The 15,968-nt window shown below is 65.3% G+C and carries 10 protein-coding genes; 2 read left to right on the top strand and 8 right to left on the bottom strand.

What is annotated here, in order from left to right; translation table 11 throughout:
• Positions 1-22 precede the first annotated feature (22 nt).
• The 8 genes from rnfB to gloA2 all read right to left on the bottom strand — a co-directional run bounded on the left by rnfB (position 23) and on the right by gloA2 (position 13,197).
• The gene (rnfB, locus tag LL964_RS13420; protein WP_146092397.1) at positions 23-442 is read right to left on the bottom strand and encodes an Rnf electron transport complex subunit RnfB; all 420 of its coding nucleotides are present in this window, start codon (positions 440-442) and stop codon (positions 23-25) included.
• Between the two features lie 7 nt (positions 443-449).
• Positions 450-1,040, bottom strand: coding sequence for an HAD family hydrolase (locus LL964_RS13415; RefSeq protein WP_104588079.1), 591 nt, complete (start codon positions 1,038-1,040; stop codon positions 450-452).
• 322 nt (positions 1,041-1,362) lie between these two features.
• Positions 1,363-3,420, bottom strand: a complete 2,058-nt coding sequence (gene metG, locus LL964_RS13410) for a methionine--tRNA ligase (RefSeq protein WP_104588078.1) — start codon at positions 3,418-3,420, stop codon at positions 1,363-1,365.
• Positions 3,421-3,549: 129 nt separating this feature from the next.
• Positions 3,550-6,654: a TonB-dependent receptor domain-containing protein gene (locus LL964_RS13405; protein WP_104588077.1), complete on the bottom strand. Its 3,105-nt coding sequence runs from the start codon at positions 6,652-6,654 to the stop codon at positions 3,550-3,552.
• Between the two features lie 609 nt (positions 6,655-7,263).
• A complete protein-coding gene (locus tag LL964_RS13400; RefSeq protein ID WP_104588076.1) occupies positions 7,264-7,713 on the bottom strand; it encodes a DUF2147 domain-containing protein in 450 nt (149 codons plus the stop codon).
• Between the two features lie 458 nt (positions 7,714-8,171).
• Positions 8,172-11,768 (bottom strand): M1 family aminopeptidase, encoded by a 3,597-nt coding sequence (locus LL964_RS13395; RefSeq protein WP_104588075.1) that lies wholly within the window; start codon positions 11,766-11,768, stop codon positions 8,172-8,174.
• Between the two features lie 13 nt (positions 11,769-11,781).
• The gene (locus LL964_RS13390; RefSeq protein ID WP_104588074.1) at positions 11,782-12,675 is read right to left on the bottom strand and encodes an ABC transporter ATP-binding protein; all 894 of its coding nucleotides are present in this window, start codon (positions 12,673-12,675) and stop codon (positions 11,782-11,784) included.
• A gap of 132 nt (positions 12,676-12,807) precedes the next feature.
• Complete coding sequence (gene gloA2, locus LL964_RS13385) at positions 12,808-13,197, bottom strand: SMU1112c/YaeR family gloxylase I-like metalloprotein (RefSeq protein WP_104588128.1); 390 nt, start codon at positions 13,195-13,197, stop codon at positions 12,808-12,810.
• A gap of 355 nt (positions 13,198-13,552) precedes the next feature.
• Between gloA2 and mmuP the strand changes: the two genes are divergently transcribed.
• Entirely contained in the window at positions 13,553-14,950 is a 1,398-nt protein-coding gene (gene mmuP / locus LL964_RS13380; protein ID WP_104588073.1) for an S-methylmethionine permease, read from the top strand.
• Positions 14,947-15,912, top strand: a complete 966-nt coding sequence (gene mmuM, locus LL964_RS13375) for a homocysteine S-methyltransferase (protein WP_104588072.1) — start codon at positions 14,947-14,949, stop codon at positions 15,910-15,912. Before mmuP ends, mmuM begins: the two co-directional genes overlap by 4 nt.
• The last annotated feature ends 56 nt before the right edge of the window (positions 15,913-15,968 follow it).

The raw sequence follows: 15,968 nt of genomic DNA, 5'->3' as shown, positions 1-15,968 counted from the left end.
TGCGTCCGGCCCAGCGCCGACGTCAGCCGAGCCGATGCAGCTCGATGCAATCGACCGGGCAGGCCGGCAGGCATAGCTCGCAGCCGGTACACAGTGGCGCGATCACCGTGTGCATGTGCTTGGCGCCGCCGACGATGGCATCCACCGGACAGGCTTGGATGCATTTGGTGCAGCCGATGCAGTCGGCCTCCACGATCCAGGCCACCTGCGGTGGGAGATGCGTGCCGCGACTGCGGTCGTAGGGGCGTGCGGGCACGCCGAGCACCTGCGCCAGTGCGCGGGCGCCGGCATCGCCGCCGGGCGGGCAGTGGTCGACGTCGGCCAAGCCGTCCGCCATCGCCTGCGCGTAGGGGCGGCAGCCGTCATAACCGCACTGGCCGCACTGGGTCTGCGGCAGCAGGCGATCGAGGCGTTCGACCAGATCGGGCGTGGGCAAGTGCATTGCGGTCTCAATGCACCAGATGGCCGCGATACCAGCGCCGCTGCGCCAGCGCCAGCATCGGCCTGTCTTCGCGGCTGTCGCCATAGGCGTGCACGCAGGCGTACTGCGCCAGGTCGCAATGCGCGCGGACATGCGCGGCTTTGTGCGGCCCGCAATCGCCATCGGCATAGCGGCCGGTCAGCATGCCGCCGGTGTGGTCGAGCCGGTTGCAGATCAGCGACAGCCCATGCTGCAGGCACCAGGGCTGCAGATACAGGTCCAGCGAGGCCGACACCAGTAGGACTTCGTGTCCCTGCGCCTGGTGCCAGTCGATGCGTTGCATCATCTCTGCACGCAGCACGCCCGGCAGGGTGGTGCGCGCGTAATCAATGCCATGCGCTGCCATCTCGTCCAGCGAGCGACCGGTGAACACGATGCGCGTCACCCGCGCGCGCAGCGCCGCAGCCGAGACCATGCCCAACCGATAGCCCAGCACCCACGGACCCACCTGCCACCTTGCCGCCGCCAGCTGCGCCGGCGTCGCCACCTTGCGCAGGAAGCGTGCATAGGTGTCGCAGGTGGTGATGGTGTGGTCGAAGTCGAACAGGGCCAGGTGCATGAGGGGCGGGGATTGGGGATTGGGGATTGGTTGGAGGCGCAGTGTCTTCCCTTCTCCCTGCGGGAGAAGATGCCCCGCAGGGGCGGATGAGGGTACGGGCGGAGCCACGTGCAGTTCGTAAAGACATCAGGGCTTCGCTCCGTACCCTCACCCCAACCCCTTTCCCAATGGGAGAGGGGCTCTGAAATCTTTCCTTCTCCCCTGCGGGAGAAGGTGCCCCGCAGGGGCGGATGAGGGGGCGCGCCAGGCACTCGAGTCAGGTCTCCCTCAACAATGCGTTCTGGCTTTTACGAATCCCGAATCCCGACTCCCCAATCCCGCTTCAACGCACAGGCATGCCCGGCTGCGCACCGGCATCGGCATCCAGCAGTGCCAGCGCACCGCCGTCGAAGCCGGCCGACAGGATCATGCCTTCGCTGATGCCGAAGCGCATCTTGCGCGGGGCCAGGTTGGCGATGAACACCACGCTGCGGCCCACCAATGTCTCCGGTTCGCCGTAGCTGCCACGGATGCCCGAGAAGATCTGCCGCTTGCCCAGCTCGCCGGCATCGAGCTCGAAGCGCAGCAGCTTGTCCGAGCCTTCCACGAATTCGCACACCAGCACCTTGCCGATGCGCAGGTCGAGCTTGGCGAAATCGTCGATGGCGATGTAGTCGGGACCCGGGACCGGGGACCCGGTTCCCGGGACAGCGGGAGCGGGAGCGGGTTTGGCGGCGTCGGGTGCGGGGGCGAGGGTGTCCTTGGAAGCGTCGGTCATGGCGTCGATCAGTTTGGGGTCGATACGGGTGAACAGGGCGGTGTAGGGCTGGATGGTGTGCGCGGTCAGTGGACGGCTCACGTCTTCCCAACTGGTCACCGGTGCCGACAGGAAGGCTTCGGCCTCGGCGCAGGTGCGCGGCAGGATCGGCTTGAGCGCGGCCACCAGGATGCGGAACAGGTTCAGGCCCTGCGTGCATACCGACTGCAGCAGCGCATCGGCGCCGTCCTGCTTGGCGATCACCCACGGCTTGGTGTCGTCGATGTACTTGTTGGCTTCGTCGGCCAGGGCCATGGTCTGGCGGATCGCGCTGGCCGCGTCGTTGCGTTCGTAGGCCTCGCGGATCGGCGCCAGTGCGGCGACGAAGCGGTCGTACTGCGCCGGGTCGGGCAGTGCCTCGGCGAGCCTGCCGTCGAAGCGCTTGCCGATGAAGCCGGCGCAGCGGCTGGCCAGGTTGACGAACTTGCCGACCAGGTCCGCATTCACCCGCGCGACGAAATCGCCCAGGTTCAGATCCAGATCGTCCACGCCGCCGGAGGACTTGGCCGCGAAGTAGTAACGCAGTGCTTCCGGCTCCAGGCCCACGTCCAGGAAGGTCCGCGCCATCACGAAGGTGCCGCGCGACTTGGACATCTTGGCGCCGTCCACGGTCAGATAACCGTTGACGTGCAGGCGTGTCGGCGCGCGGTGACCGGTGCCGTGCAGCACCGCCGGCCAGAACAGGCCGTGGAAATTGACGATGTCCTTGCCGATGAAGTGATGCAGCTCGGTCTGGGTGCCGGCGACCAGATGCGCTTGGAAGTCTTCGCCCATCTGCGCGCACAGGGTCTTGAAGCTGCACAGGTAGCCGATCGGCGCATCCAGCCACACGTAGAAGTACTTGCCCGGCTGGCCGGGGATCTGGAAACCGAAATACGGCGCATCGCGCGAGATGTCCCAGGCGCGCAGGCCGCCCTCGGCGTCCAGCCATTCCTTGAGCTTGGCCTTGACGCCCGGCAGTGCCACATCGCCGGCCAGCCAGTCGCGCAGGAAACCATCGAAATGGCCCACTTCGAAGAAGAAATGCTCCGAGTCGCGCAGCTCCGGCGTGGCACCGGAAATCACCGACCGGGGGTCCTTCAGTTCGGTGGGCGCATAGGTCGCACCGCAGACTTCGCAGTTGTCGCCGTACTGGTCGGCGCTGCCGCAGTTGGGGCAGATGCCCTTGATGTAGCGATCGGGCAGGAACATGCCCTTGGCCGGGTCGTAGAACTGCGCCACCGAGCGCCGGCTGATGTGTCCAGCGGCCTCGAGCCTGGCGTAGAAGGCCTCGGTGAGCTCGCGATTGACCGGCGAATTGGTCGAATCGTAATGATCGAAGGTCACCCCGAAGGCGGCGAAATCGCGCTCGTGACTGGCCTGGATGCTGGCGATGAAGGCTTCCGGAGTGACCCCGGCCTTTTCGGCGGCCAGCATGATCGGTGTGCCGTGGGTGTCGTCGGCGCAGACGAACCAGGTCTTGTCGCCGCGCAGGCGGCGCGCGCGCACCCAGATGTCGGCCTGGATATAGCCGACCAGGTGGCCCAGATGCAGTGGGCCGTTGGCGTAGGGCAGGGCGGTGGTGACGAGTGCGGTGCGGGTCATGGCGGGCGTGATGCGGGGGACGGCCGATTATCGCATGCCCGTGCACGCTGCCATGCGCGCAGCGTCTGAATCGTCGTTGCCATCGAGCACGGCGACCGGAGCCAGACGGATCCGGTCGCCGGCCGAGGGCTAGAAACGGTAGTTCAAGGTCAGCATGTAGCGGCGGCCCAGCCCGTCGAACAGGGACGGAAATGCGACCAGCTTGTCGGTCACGTTCAGCGCAGCCAGATTGATGCTGGCGTGCGCATCGAACGCATAGCCGATGTTGGCGTCGTAGCTGGTGTAGCTGGGGATGCTCAGGAAGTCGCGGGTCTCGACGGTATTCAACAGGTCGTACACCGCGCCGCTGACGTAGTTGGCACTCAGGCCGAGGTCCCAGTGATTGCTCCTGTATCGCGCATTCCACTGGAACTGCCGTTTGGATGCACCGAGCTCGCCCACCGATTCATCCGGCGGCACGCCCGGGGCGGCCGCGCTTTCCAGCGTCTTGGGGAAGTAGCCGTAGAAGCCCAGGTCCAGCACGCCGCTGCCCCATTGCATGGCCGCCAGATCGAATCGATACGTTACCTCGGCGGTCCAGCCGCGGAAGTTGGTGTACGGGCCATTGGTATAGCTGGTGCGGATCCCGTTGGCGACACCGGTCTGCGGATTGCGCGAGATCAGGCTGCAGAAGCTGTTGGCATTGGGTACATCGTTGGCGTTGAACGTGTCGCTGTCGAAGCAGCCGGAGGCGATGTCGTCTGCGCTCAGGGTCGTCACGGAGTTGGTGATCTGGATGTCGTACCAGTCTGCGGCAACGCGCAGGCCCTTGATCCACTCCGGTTGCAGCACGATGCCCGCCGTCCACGATTCGGCCTGCTCGTTCTGCAGGCGCGCGTTGCCGCTGACCGAGCCGAGCTGGCTGCTGGGCGCCTCTTCGAAGGAGGCCGGGTCGACGTTGCCGTAAGCGGCGAAGAATGCCTGGCAATTGCGCGCACGCACGGCCGGGCGCGGTCCACTGCCGATCTGTGCGGCGCTGCAGGGCTCGGGAATGAAGTAGAACGCCGGCTGCTGGCTGGTGTAGAGCTCGGCGATGGAGGGCGCGCGGAACGAGCGGGTCTTGTTGCCGCGCAGTTGCATGCCGGCGATGGGCTCGTACTGCAGGCCGTAGGTATACGCGCTGAACCAGCCGTTGACGGTGTTTTCCACCCGACGCAGCTTGCCGGTCAGATCCAGGCGGTGCAGCCCTGGAATATCTGCATCGGTCTTGACCAGCGGCGCGAGGATTTCGCCAAAGTATTCGTTGGTGGTGAACTGGCCGGATGCAGGGGCGATGGGAACCGAGCGCCCGCGGCCCAGGCGTTCGAACTCGCTCGGCGTGAAGCTGCCTTCCTCCCTGCGCCGCTCGTAGCCGGCGTTGAAGCGCAGTTCGCCGCCGGGCAGATCCATCAGCGCACCGGTGATGTTGGCGTTGAAGACCGTCTGTTTCATCTGCGCCTGGGCATGGGTGGGCGTGGTGACGTAGCTGCGTGCAGCCGGGGAGGCCACCCCCTCGCCGAACAGATTCAACGGGACACAGGCCGGATCGGCCGTGGTGCCGGCAGCGGTGCTGTCGCAAACGATCTGCCCGGCGCTGTTGCGGGTGACGTTGAGCGCGTTGATGAAGTTCTGCTGGATCAAGCCAAAGTTGTAATAGTCGAAACTGCCTTCGCCGTGGTTGACGCTCGCTTCCCAGGTGAAATTGCGCCCGGCTGCATCGAAGGCGCCTTGCAGGCCGAACACCGCGCGCCACAGGTTGGTATCGGTGCCGGAGTTGTTCATGGCCAGATCGCGCGAGGACCGCGAGAGCAGAAAGTCTTCCGTGCCCAGGCTGCGCAATACCTGCCGATTCTGCTCGGACAGGAACGGGTTGTTGATATTGAAGTTCAAGGCGCCACTCTGGTCGCCGCTGCCATCTACCGAGCCGATGCCGAAGCCGGCGGCGTTGTAGACGTTCTGGTCCACCAGTTCGCGCGCAGTAGCGCTGTAGAACGAGGCTTCGAAGAAGCCGGTCAGCTGATCGGTGAAGTCGTAATTGCCGAGCGCGAACACCGACTTGCGGTCCAGGTCGGAAATGATCTGGCTGGTTTCGGTCAGGTCCACGCCATCGCCCCCGGAGGCGTCGCTGGTCCCGAAGTTGGTCCCGGGGTTGTAGCTCACCAGATTGCCGTTGCGATCGAATTGGACGAACTGATCCTCGTTGCCGCCGAAGCCACGCAACTGCCCGCTGGCATCGCGTGTGGTGTCGCCATCGGCGGGAAACAGCAGGCCGCCCCAGGTCATGTCGGCGATGCGACGGTTACGGATCAGCACGCGGCCAGGAATGCCGTCGTTGGGCCCGGTGTTGAAGCCGACTTGCGGATTGACCCGTCCATCGTTGGCCGGGGTCCGGCCTGGTTGGAAGGCGGCGATCGCGCGCGCCGACGGATTGGGACGGACCGAATAGCTCTGGCGCAGGAATCGACGTGCCGTGCCGAGTACGCCCTGGCTGTTGTCGGCGTCCAGGGCGATGGTCACGTTGCCGCGACCATCGCCGAAATTGCTGCCGAGCAATGCGGAGTAATTGAACCGTTCGTTGTCGCCGCGGTCGGTCAGGCCATAGCCCATGCGCACCTCGGCTCCCTCGAAATTCTTTATCAGGATGATGTTGCTGACCCCGGAGATCGCGTCCGATCCGTAGGTCGGGGCGCCGCCGACGCCGATGGTTTCGACCTGGTCGATCAGGATCGTGGGGATGACATTGAGATCGACCTGGGTGCCGCCGCCTGCCGGGCCGAACACCGTCGGCGGGTTGGAGGTGACGAAGCGACGGCCATCGACCAGGGTCAGCTGACGATTGGAGCCCAGTCCGAAGCGGCCCAGGAAGTTGACGCCCGCGCCGAAGCCCGCCTGGTCGCCGCGGGAAGAGGCGCCGGCATCGAAACCCGGTTGCTGGAAAAGCGCATCGGCAACATTGGTGAAACCGAAGCCTTGGATGTATTCGCGGCCGACCACGTTGGCAGGTTCGAGCGTATCGAAGCCGGCGCGCGCGATCCGCGAGCCCGTCACCTTGACCGAATCCAGTTGTTTTGCATTCGTTGCGGATGCGCCTGGGGCAGATGCGGCGCTGTCCTGGGACGCGTTGGTCTGCGACTGCGCTGCGGCATTGGAGGCGGTCAGCACCGCCATCAGGGCAAGACTCAGGGAACTGGCACGGGGCCGGGTGCGAAACGACATGGGTGGTGTCTCCGGGATGGCGCGGCGCTGGATGACAAGGCGATGACTGGTAGATGAACCGAACACTGCAGTTCACCATCCGTTAACTTCTCTCACCGTTGGGTTCGCTTTGCAACGGACTTCGATCGCCTGATTCGCGCAGGGCGACAACAGTTCACATGGGCGCAGCATTCTGAGAATGCCGAATGCCGAATGCCGAATGCCGAATGCCGAATGCCGGGCACGCTGCGATAAGCCCGCAGCCGTTCGGCCATGGCATCGCGGTGGCGCAGCGTGTCTTGCCGATCGAATCGGCCAGCAAACCGCATGATGGCGTTGCCACCCTGATCGGGGCGGTGGCCTGGCTGGCAGACCCTGGCCGGAGTGACAGTGACCCGATGGCGTATCACCGATGGGGCGCGGGTTCGCAGGTCGAGCCGTCGACGGCTGCCAACACGGGGAGTGCGGTACGGTCGACCCGCTCGACAATGCTGGCGCGACCATGGACCGCGGAACGCCGCAGCGATCGGTCACGCTGGAGAATGCATGGGCCAAGAGCGCTCCCATGCCGGGAGCGCTCGGCGGACGGCGGCGCCTTGCGCACCACCGCCGTGTTGCGTGGCGTCGGCGTTACTCGCGCACCCAGGTCTGCGTGCGGCCGAGTGCTTCGATGCCGACATAGCCGCGCATCTGCAGTTTCTTACCGCCTTCGGTCAAGGTGATCTTGGCTTTGTAGGTCTTGCCCTTGGCAGGATCCAGTACCGAGCCGCCGCCCCACACGGCGGTGCCGTCGGGCTTGAGGCCCCACAGGATGGTCATGCCCTTGATCGGCTTGTTCTTGCGCTCGCCATCGCATTTGTCGCACAGCGGGTTCGGGCCCTTGGCCGATTGCAGGATTTCCACCACCTTGCCGCTGAGGGTGCCGTTGGCAGCCTGTTCGATCTGCACCACCGACTTGGGCTTGCCGGTCTCGTCATCGATGGTCTTCCAGCGGCCTACCGGCGAATCGGAGGCTTGGGCCAGCAGCGAGGCGGCGGCCAGCGGCAGGGCCACGATCAGGGTCTTGAAGGTCTTGCGCATGTTTCCCCTCCCAGGGATTGCTAGGGCCGCCGTCGGCGGCCTGCCCGCGAATGTATACCGCGGGGTATGGTGGCGGAAAGATGTCGCGCGGGAGGCGTTCATGCGGCACGCGTGCGCAAGCCGGCACGCCGCCGTGCCACGGCGGCGCCGGGCGGCATGAGCAGCCGCAGCGCGCGGCAAGCGGCGAGCCGGCACTGCCGGGCAGAGCCTGGCTTGCCACGCCGTCGGGCGACACCACGCTGAGCGGCAAGTCGAGGCGCGGCGCCGGGCAGGCCATCGGCGCCCGTCATCACCCCGCTGCCGCAAGCCTGCGCTGCGTGAGGGCCGTCTCGACACCCGGCCCCCTGCTCCCGCCGGTCGGCGATGGGTATCGATGCCGTCCGCGTTGCCCGGCACACCGCTGCCGCGAACGCGGTGTCCCGATTGCCGCCGGCTTCAGCCCGTAGGCTCGACGCCGTTCATTTCGCTACCAGGCTCACCCGTTTGCGATTGTCGTCGGGCACCCGGTCGATCAGCTTGTTGTCTGGGTCGAAGCCGACTTCGAACGGCAGGCGGTCGACGGTGAAGGTAAAGCTGTGGGCGCTGCTGGTGACATGCTGGCGTTGCAGCGCCAGCATCGGAGGATCGGCATGTTCGCCATCGGGCAGGCCGTAGACCGCCACCTCGATCCAGTCGTCCATCGCCACCGGCTTTTCCTTGCCACGCCCATCGGCCTGCAACTTGGCGGCCTGCGCCTGCACGGTCACATCGAAGCGTCCATCCGGGCGCTTGCGGGCCTGCGCGCTCAGCACCCGGTTGTCGTAGAAGATGATCCGTTCGAACAGATCGGTGATCATTGCCTGCTGATCCGGGCGTGCCTCGGCACGAATGGCCTCAAGCAGCTCGGCGGAGGTGGTGTAGGGTGGCTGCTGGAACGCCTTGGCCTGCAGAAAGCGCTGCAAGGCGCGATTGAGCGCTGCTTCGCCGATCTCCTCGCGCAGGCGATAGAACACCAGCGAGCCCTTGCGATAGTGGATGTACTGCTGATTCTCGACCCGGTACAACGGCAGTTCGTCGATGGTTTCGCCACCGCGTCCTTCCAGATAGCGGTCCAGTTCGTACTTGAGGAAGCGGCGCATATGCGCGCGCCCGTACTCGCGCTCCATCACCATCAGCGCCGAGTACTGCGCCAGCGACTCGGACAGCATCGTGGCGCCTTGCACATTTGCACCGATGACCTGATGCGCCCACCACTGGTGCGCCACTTCATGCGCGGTGACGTAGAACACGTAGTCGATCGCGTCCTTGTCGCGCAGGTCGGCGATGAAACCGATCGATTCGGAGTAGGGGATGGTGTTGGCGAACGATTGTGCGAACCGCGAATAGCCGGGGAACTCGATGATGCGTACCTGGTGGTGCTGGTATGGGGTGAAATTGGCCTCGTAATAGGCCAGTGACTTCTGCACGCCCTCGATCATGCGTTGTACGTTGTACGGGTGCTTGGGGTCGTAATAGATTTCGATCGGAATCTTCTTGTAGTAGGCCTTGCGCACCTGCCAGCGTGCCGACAGGTAGGCATAGAAGTTGAGCATCGGGCGATCCATCACGTAGCGGAAGCAGCGCCTGCCCTGTTGGCGGTACTCCTTCTGCAGATAGCCAGGGGCCAGTGCGATCTGGTCTGGCGCGGTGCAGACGGTGCTGGCGAAGTCAAGCCAGTCGGCGTCGTTGCTGATGTAGGTGTTGGCGCGTGCGGCCTGGTCTTCCAGTTTGGGCATGCGCGTGGGCTCGCCCAGCCCGCGCTTGCGGCGGTCGTTGCGGTCGGTGAGCTCGGTTTGGGTGTTGTAGCCGAACCAGGGCAACATCTGGCTATTGAAGAAGCTGCCGTTGGCAACCAGTTCGGTCTGCGCCTGCGAGGCCGTCAGGCCGTGCGGATGCAGATCGACGCGGAAGCGAAACACGCGTTGCTCGCCCGGCTGCAGCGGACGTTGCAAACGGTAGATGCGGTAGCCGGCCGGGATGTCATGGGTGAGCAGGGTCTGCCCGCCCAGATCCACGTGCACCAGGCTGCGGTCGCCATCGCGACCCTGCATGCCGATATGGATCTGCCCGATGGGCACGGCATGGGTATTGCGCACGGTCCAGGTGGCGTCGATGACCGCCGACTGCGTTTCCGGATGCAGGTCGACACGGTTGTCCACGGCGATGATGCGCGGCTGCGGCAGGTCCTTGTATTTGCGGTAGTCGCGCTCGTAGCGTGCCTGCAGATCCAGCTGCTGTTCCGGCGACAGGAAGGTGTTGTAGATGTTGGTGTTCCAGTACAGCCAGCCACCGATCGCGGCGAAGGCCAGCATGCTGGCTGCCAACGCCGCCCCGGTCGGGCCGCGCAGTCGCTGCAGCGCCAGGCGCGTGCGTTGACGCAGGCGGTGGCCGACCCCGCGCGGCCAGAACGCCGAGGACAGCAGTAACAGGGCCAGCAGGAATACGCCCCAGTAGCCCTGGAGCCACAATTGCCCGGGCAGGAAGTGGCCGAAGCCGTTCATGTCCGAATACGGGGCGTTGGGCCAGCCACCGAAGGTGTAGAGGTTCTGGGTGTAATCCAGCATCGACAGCACCGACTGTGCGATCAGCACCAGCACCAGCAAGGCGTAGCCGACGAACTTGTTGTTGCTCAGCACCTGCAGCACCAATGCCATGCCGCCCATCAGCACGTACAGCACCGACCCCAGCGCCAGCGTCTTGAGGTAGAGCAGCGGCTCGATGCTGGTGTAGCCACGGCCGAGCTGCAACATGATGGCGGTCAGCCCACCAGCGAGCTGGAAGCTGACGATCACGACCAGCAATGCAACGAACTTGCCGAGCAGCGGCACCCAGTTGGGGATCGGCATGGCATCGGTGATGCCGTCGATACGATTGCTGCGCTCCTTCCATACCAGCTCGCCGGCATAGAACAGCACCACGATGATCAGCAGGAAGCTGTAGCTGTTCTGCAAGGCTTCCAGCATGACCGAGGTCACCGGCAGTATCGCAGTGCCGAACATGCGCTGGTTGAACAATGCAGTGGGAATGAAATTTGCCAGGCCCAGGGCCAGCAATACCAGGAATGGCGCACTGCGTATCACGCCCAGCGTATCGAAGCGGACCTGCTGCAGCAGTTGCTTCCATGCCGTGCCTGCGTCGAAGCGCGGCGTCACTGTCAGGCGATGCACCGCAGCAGCGCGGGTGTTCGCTGGCGCGGCAACTGGCGTCTGCGGTGCTGCGCCACGGCGCCGGCGCGTACCGCTGCGCTCGGTGCGGAACAGAGCGAACACGGCGGCGAACAACAGCGCGCTCATGCCCAGCCACAGGGCCCGGTTGGCAAGCAGATAGCCCTCCAACGGCGGCAGTCCTTGATTGCGTTGTTCCACCGACCAGTAACGCAGCGTCTGCGACAGGGCGCGGATACCCAGCGGATCGGCCAGGGTGGCGACCCACACATTGTCCAGATCGGCCAGCAGCGCGCGGCTCACGCCGTAGAGCACGAAGAACACGATCACGCCGATGTAGACCCACAGGATGCTGCGTGTGGTCACCGCCAGTACCGCCAGCAAGGCGGTGGTGAACAGCAGGTTGGGCAGCACCAGGACCAGCAACGACCAGAGATAGGGCAGCACGGCCACCGGCCCGAGACGGGCCTGATCGATCCAGGGCATGAATTGCGCAACGAACATGCCCGCCGCGATCACCACATACATGATCATGCCGGCGATCAGCGCCGCCCCCAGGCGGCCGATCAAATAATCGCGGCGCCGCACCGGGGTGGAAAACACCAGTTCGGCGGTACCGAGGTCTAAATCGCGCAGCAGCGCATTGCTGACGAACAAGGTCGTCACCAGCAGACCGAGCAAGGTGAACATGCCCAGCAGGGTGGCGATCACGGTGGGCGCGTTGCGCAGCACATTGCCGATGCCGCCACCGATCTGCACGGCATCGCTGGCCAGCGCGGCGAAGGCAAGCAGCGCATACAGCACGGCAAGCAACCACAGGAAGGGCGAGCGCAGTTGTTCGCGCAGCTCGAAGCGCAGAAACGCCAGGATCATCGCAGTGCTCCCGTCAGGCAGCCAGCGCTTGCTTGCGCAGGCGCTGGAAATAGACATCCTCAAGATCGGGAGCGACCTGTTCGAAGCCCGGTTCCGGGCAATCGGCGCTGAACACATGGATGACCGGATGGCCGGCGATCAAGCGCGTCGACAGCACGGTGAAGCGTGCCTCGTAGTCGGGCAGGCTGGGCTTGCTGACCTGCTTGCGCCAGACCTGCTGATCGAGCATGGCGATCGCATCGGCGGGCCGGCCGCTCAGCAGCACCTGGCCCTTGTTCATGATGGCCATCGATGGGCACAGGTCGGTGACGTCCTCGACGATGTGGGTGGACAGGATCACCACAACGTTCTCGCCGATTTCGGCCAGCAGGTTCAAGAATCGATTGCGTTCTTCCGGGTCCAGCCCGGCCGTGGGTTCGTCGACGATGACCAGTTGCGGGTCGCCCAGCAGTGCCTGCGCGATGCCGAAGCGCTGGCGCATGCCGCCGGAATACGTGCCGAGCTTGCGCTTGCGCGCGTCCCACAGATTGACCTGTTGCAGCAACCGTTCGACCACCTCCTTGCGCTGGCCGCGGCTGGTCAGCCCCTTGAGCACGGCGAAGTGGTCGAGCATGTCCAGCGCGCTGACCTTCGGGTAGACCCCGAAATCCTGCGGCAGATACCCCAGCCGGCGGCGCAGGCCATCCTTGTCCTTCAACACGTCCAGACTGCTGCCATCGGCGCTACGCAACGTGACGCTACCCGCGTCGGCTTCCTGCAGCGTCGCCAGTGTGCGCATCAACGAAGATTTGCCGGCACCGTTTGGCCCCAGCAACCCGAACATGCCGCGCGGAATGTCGAGCGTGACACCTTGCAGCGCATGCACGCCATTGGCGTAGGTCTTGGACAACGCACGAATCTGCAGCATCGACGGTTCCTGTGTCCCTGGGGTATCGGAATCTTCTGCGTGCATGCCAGGTCGCTGCATCCGCCGGAAGTCATGCCGCCAAGACGTGCAGGCGTAGCCGATGTGACTGCCTTTGATCGCCGAAAGCGGGATTCAAGAGGTCTCGTACAGCTCCAGCGGCAGATCGTCCGGATCGGCGAAGAAGGTGAAACGTCGCCCGGTGTACTCATCGATGCGAATGTCTTCGGTCACTACGCCATGCGCGTTGAGATGCGCCACGACACGGTCGAGGTCCGCCACGCGAAAGGCTAGGTGGCGCAGTCCCTGCGCTTCCGGGCGACTGGGACGGGTGGGGGCATTGGGGAATGAGAACAGTTCGATCTGGCCGCCATCGGGCAACGCCAGATCCAGCTTCCAGGAATCGCGTGCCTGGCGGTAATGCTCATCGAGCACGCGCAAGCCCAGAATCTGGCAGTAGAACTGTTTGGAGCGCGCATAGTCGCCGGCGATGATCGCCACGTGGTGAATTCCGGCGAGCATCATGCCGCGCTCCACGTCAGGGCTGTCGGCAAGCGGGTCGATGTCCACGTGTTCGAGCACGTGTTGCGCGCAGGGCGCGTGCGCGCCTTGCATGGCGCGGCAGGATCGACGGCGCCCGCGCACGTTGCACGGTGTGGAGCGGGCAAGCGCCCAGGCAAGCACCAGGTGGCGAGACTGCGCGGGGACGTGTGCAGAGCGGTACGGCGATGGCGTGGCATGGGAAGGGCCAGTAGAAACCGATCGGCAGCATAACCGCCTGCCAGTGAGCGGCAGGCTCTGCGTCACAGCTCCACCGCGCATGGCTGTGCTCGCCCGCGCGCGCATGGCACGATGCGGGGAACGCCGACCAGATTCATTCATGCCCGAGCCGTCCTCCACCACCGCCATGCAGTTCCAGCGCAGCATGCAGGTGCGCCATCTGGTGATGCTGTCGCTGGGTGGGGTGATCGGCACCGGTCTGTTCTTCAATTCCGGTTACATCATCGCCAGCACCGGCGCGCTGGGCACGGTGATCGCGTACAGCATCGGTGCACTGGTGGTGTACCTGGTGATGCAATGCCTTGGCGAACTGGCCGTGGCGATGCCGCAGACCGGCGCCTTCCATGTGTATGCCACGCGCTATCTGGGGCCGGCCACCGGTTACGTGGTGGCGTGGCTGTACTGGCTGAGCTGGACCGTGGCGCTGGGCTCCAGCCTCACGGCCGCGGCGTTCTGCATGCAGTACTGGTTTCCGCACAGCCCGGCATGGTCATGGTGCCTGCTGTTCTGCGCGCTGATCTTCGGCTTGAACACGGTGTCGGCGCGCTGGTTCGCCGAAGGCGAATTCTGGTTTGCGCTGATCAAGGTGATCACCCTGCTGGTCTTCATCGTGCTGGGCGGTGCAGCGGTGGTGGGCGTGCTGCCGCTGGCCGATGGCACGCCACCGCCAGGCCTGCGCCATCTGCGTAGTGATGGCTGGTTCGCGCAGGGCACCCTGCCGATCCTGATGACGATGGTGGCGGTCAACTTCGCGTTCTCCGGGACCGAGTTGATCGGCGTGGCTGCCGGCGAAACCGCGCAGCCTGCGCGTGCGATTCCGTTGGCGATCCGGACGACCCTGGTGCGGCTGGTGGTGCTGTTCGTCGGCACGGTGCTGGTGCTGGCGGCGTTGCTGCCGGCCGGGCAGGCGGCGGTGGACACCAGTCCCTTCGTACGCGGCTTCGAGCTGTTGGGTATTCCGTATGCGGCCGACGTGTTGAACGCGGTGATCCTGACCGCGATCCTGTCGGCCGCCAATTCCGGGCTGTATGCCGCCTCGCGCATGCTGTGGTCGCTGGCCAACGAAGGTACCTTGCCGGCAGGCCTGGCGCGGCTGACCCGCCGCGGCATTCCACTGCATGCGGTGGCGTTCAGCATGCTGGGTGGTCTGCTTGCGCTGCTGACCGCCGTCTATGCGGCCGACACCGTGTTCGTTGCGATCTCGGCGGTCTCGGGGTTTGCGGTGGTGGTGGTATGGCTGAGCATTTGCGCTGCGCATTACCGTTTTCGCCGCCAACTGCTTGACGACGGTATCGCCGTGGAAACGCTGGCCTATCGGGCGCCGTGGTATCCGTGGACGCCGATTCTGGGATTGACGCTGTGCCTGCTGGCCTGCATCGGGCTGGCGTTCGATCCGCAGCAGCGCATTGCACTGTACTGCGGGATTCCCTTCGTGGCGCTGTGTTACGGCGCCTACGCACTGACCCAGCGGCTGGCAGCCCGGAGACTGCACGCATGACGATTGCTTCCCGCCGGCCGCGTGCCAACGCGCCCTTCAGCCAGGCCTTGCAGCACGACGGGGTTGTCCTGCTGGATGGCGCCCTGGCCACCGAACTGGAGCAACGCGGCTGCGATCTCAACGATGCGCTGTGGTCGGCACGGGTGCTGATGGAGCAGCCGGAGCTGATCTACCAGGTGCACCGCGACTACTTCGCCGCCGGTGCGCAATGCGCGATCACCGCCAGCTATCAGGCGACCCCGCTGGGGTTCGCCGCGCGCGGACTGGATCTGGCGCAGTCGCAGGCACTGGTCGCGCGCAGCGTGCAGCTGGCCGCGCAGGCACGCGCCGATCACCTGCAGCTGCAGCCGGATGCTGCGCCGTTGTGGGTGGCAGGCTCGGTGGGGCCGTACGGCGCGTACCTGGCCGATGGCTCGGAGTATCGTGGCGACTACGTGCTGCCGCTGGAGCAGATGATGGACTTCCACCGTCCGCGCATCGCCGCGCTGGCGGCGGCCGGGGTGGATGTGCTGGCCTGCGAGACCTTGCCATCGGCCAGCGAGATCGAAGCGTTGCGACTGTTGTTGCAAAACCAATTCCCGCAACTGCATGCGTGGTTCTCGTTCACCCTGCGCGATGCGGCGCATCTGAGCGATGGCACTCCGCTGGCACAGGTGGTGCCAGCGCTGGATGCCTGTGCTCAGGTGATCGCAGTTGGCATCAACTGCATTGCGCTGGATCAAGTGACCGCTGCATTGCACAGCCTGTCGGCGCTGACCGCATTACCGCTGGTGGTGTACCCCAACTCCGGCGAGCACTACGACGCGGCCGACAAGCGCTGGCACGCCGGCCATGGGGCTGTGCTCACCCTGGCCGACCAGCACGCGCAATGGCGGGCGGCCGGCGCGCGCCTGATCGGTGGTTGCTGCCGCACCAGCCCGCGCGATATCGCCGCGCTGGCGGCGGCGTGTGCGCAAGGCTGATCCAGTGTGCGGTGCATGCAGTCCCGCAGGTGCGCGCATCCGGATGCAGCGTGGAT

This window comes from Xanthomonas melonis (assembly GCF_020783655.1).
Classification (GTDB): domain Bacteria; phylum Pseudomonadota; class Gammaproteobacteria; order Xanthomonadales; family Xanthomonadaceae; genus Xanthomonas; species Xanthomonas melonis.
Note: the sequence above shows the minus strand (reverse complement) of the source record. Positions and strands in the feature narration are given on the sequence as shown.

What these genes read in the sequence shown, in the direction of transcription:
- metG (WP_104588078.1), bottom strand. Translation starts at nt 3,420, where the DNA reads ATGACCCGCACCGCACTCGTCACCACCGCCCTGCCCTACGCCAACGGC.
- rnfB (WP_146092397.1), bottom strand. Translation starts at nt 442, where the DNA reads ATGCACTTGCCCACGCCCGATCTGGTCGAACGCCTCGATCGCCTGCTG.
- LL964_RS13390 (WP_104588074.1), bottom strand. Translation starts at nt 12,675, where the DNA reads ATGCTGCAGATTCGTGCGTTGTCCAAGACCTACGCCAATGGCGTGCAT.
- mmuP (WP_104588073.1), top strand. Translation starts at nt 13,553, where the DNA reads ATGCCCGAGCCGTCCTCCACCACCGCCATGCAGTTCCAGCGCAGCATG.
- LL964_RS13405 (WP_104588077.1), bottom strand. Translation starts at nt 6,654, where the DNA reads ATGTCGTTTCGCACCCGGCCCCGTGCCAGTTCCCTGAGTCTTGCCCTG.
- LL964_RS13400 (WP_104588076.1), bottom strand. Translation starts at nt 7,713, where the DNA reads ATGCGCAAGACCTTCAAGACCCTGATCGTGGCCCTGCCGCTGGCCGCC.
- mmuM (WP_104588072.1), top strand. Translation starts at nt 14,947, where the DNA reads ATGACGATTGCTTCCCGCCGGCCGCGTGCCAACGCGCCCTTCAGCCAG.
- LL964_RS13395 (WP_104588075.1), bottom strand. Translation starts at nt 11,768, where the DNA reads ATGATCCTGGCGTTTCTGCGCTTCGAGCTGCGCGAACAACTGCGCTCG.
- gloA2 (WP_104588128.1), bottom strand. Translation starts at nt 13,197, where the DNA reads ATGATGCTCGCCGGAATTCACCACGTGGCGATCATCGCCGGCGACTAT.
- LL964_RS13415 (WP_104588079.1), bottom strand. Translation starts at nt 1,040, where the DNA reads ATGCACCTGGCCCTGTTCGACTTCGACCACACCATCACCACCTGCGAC.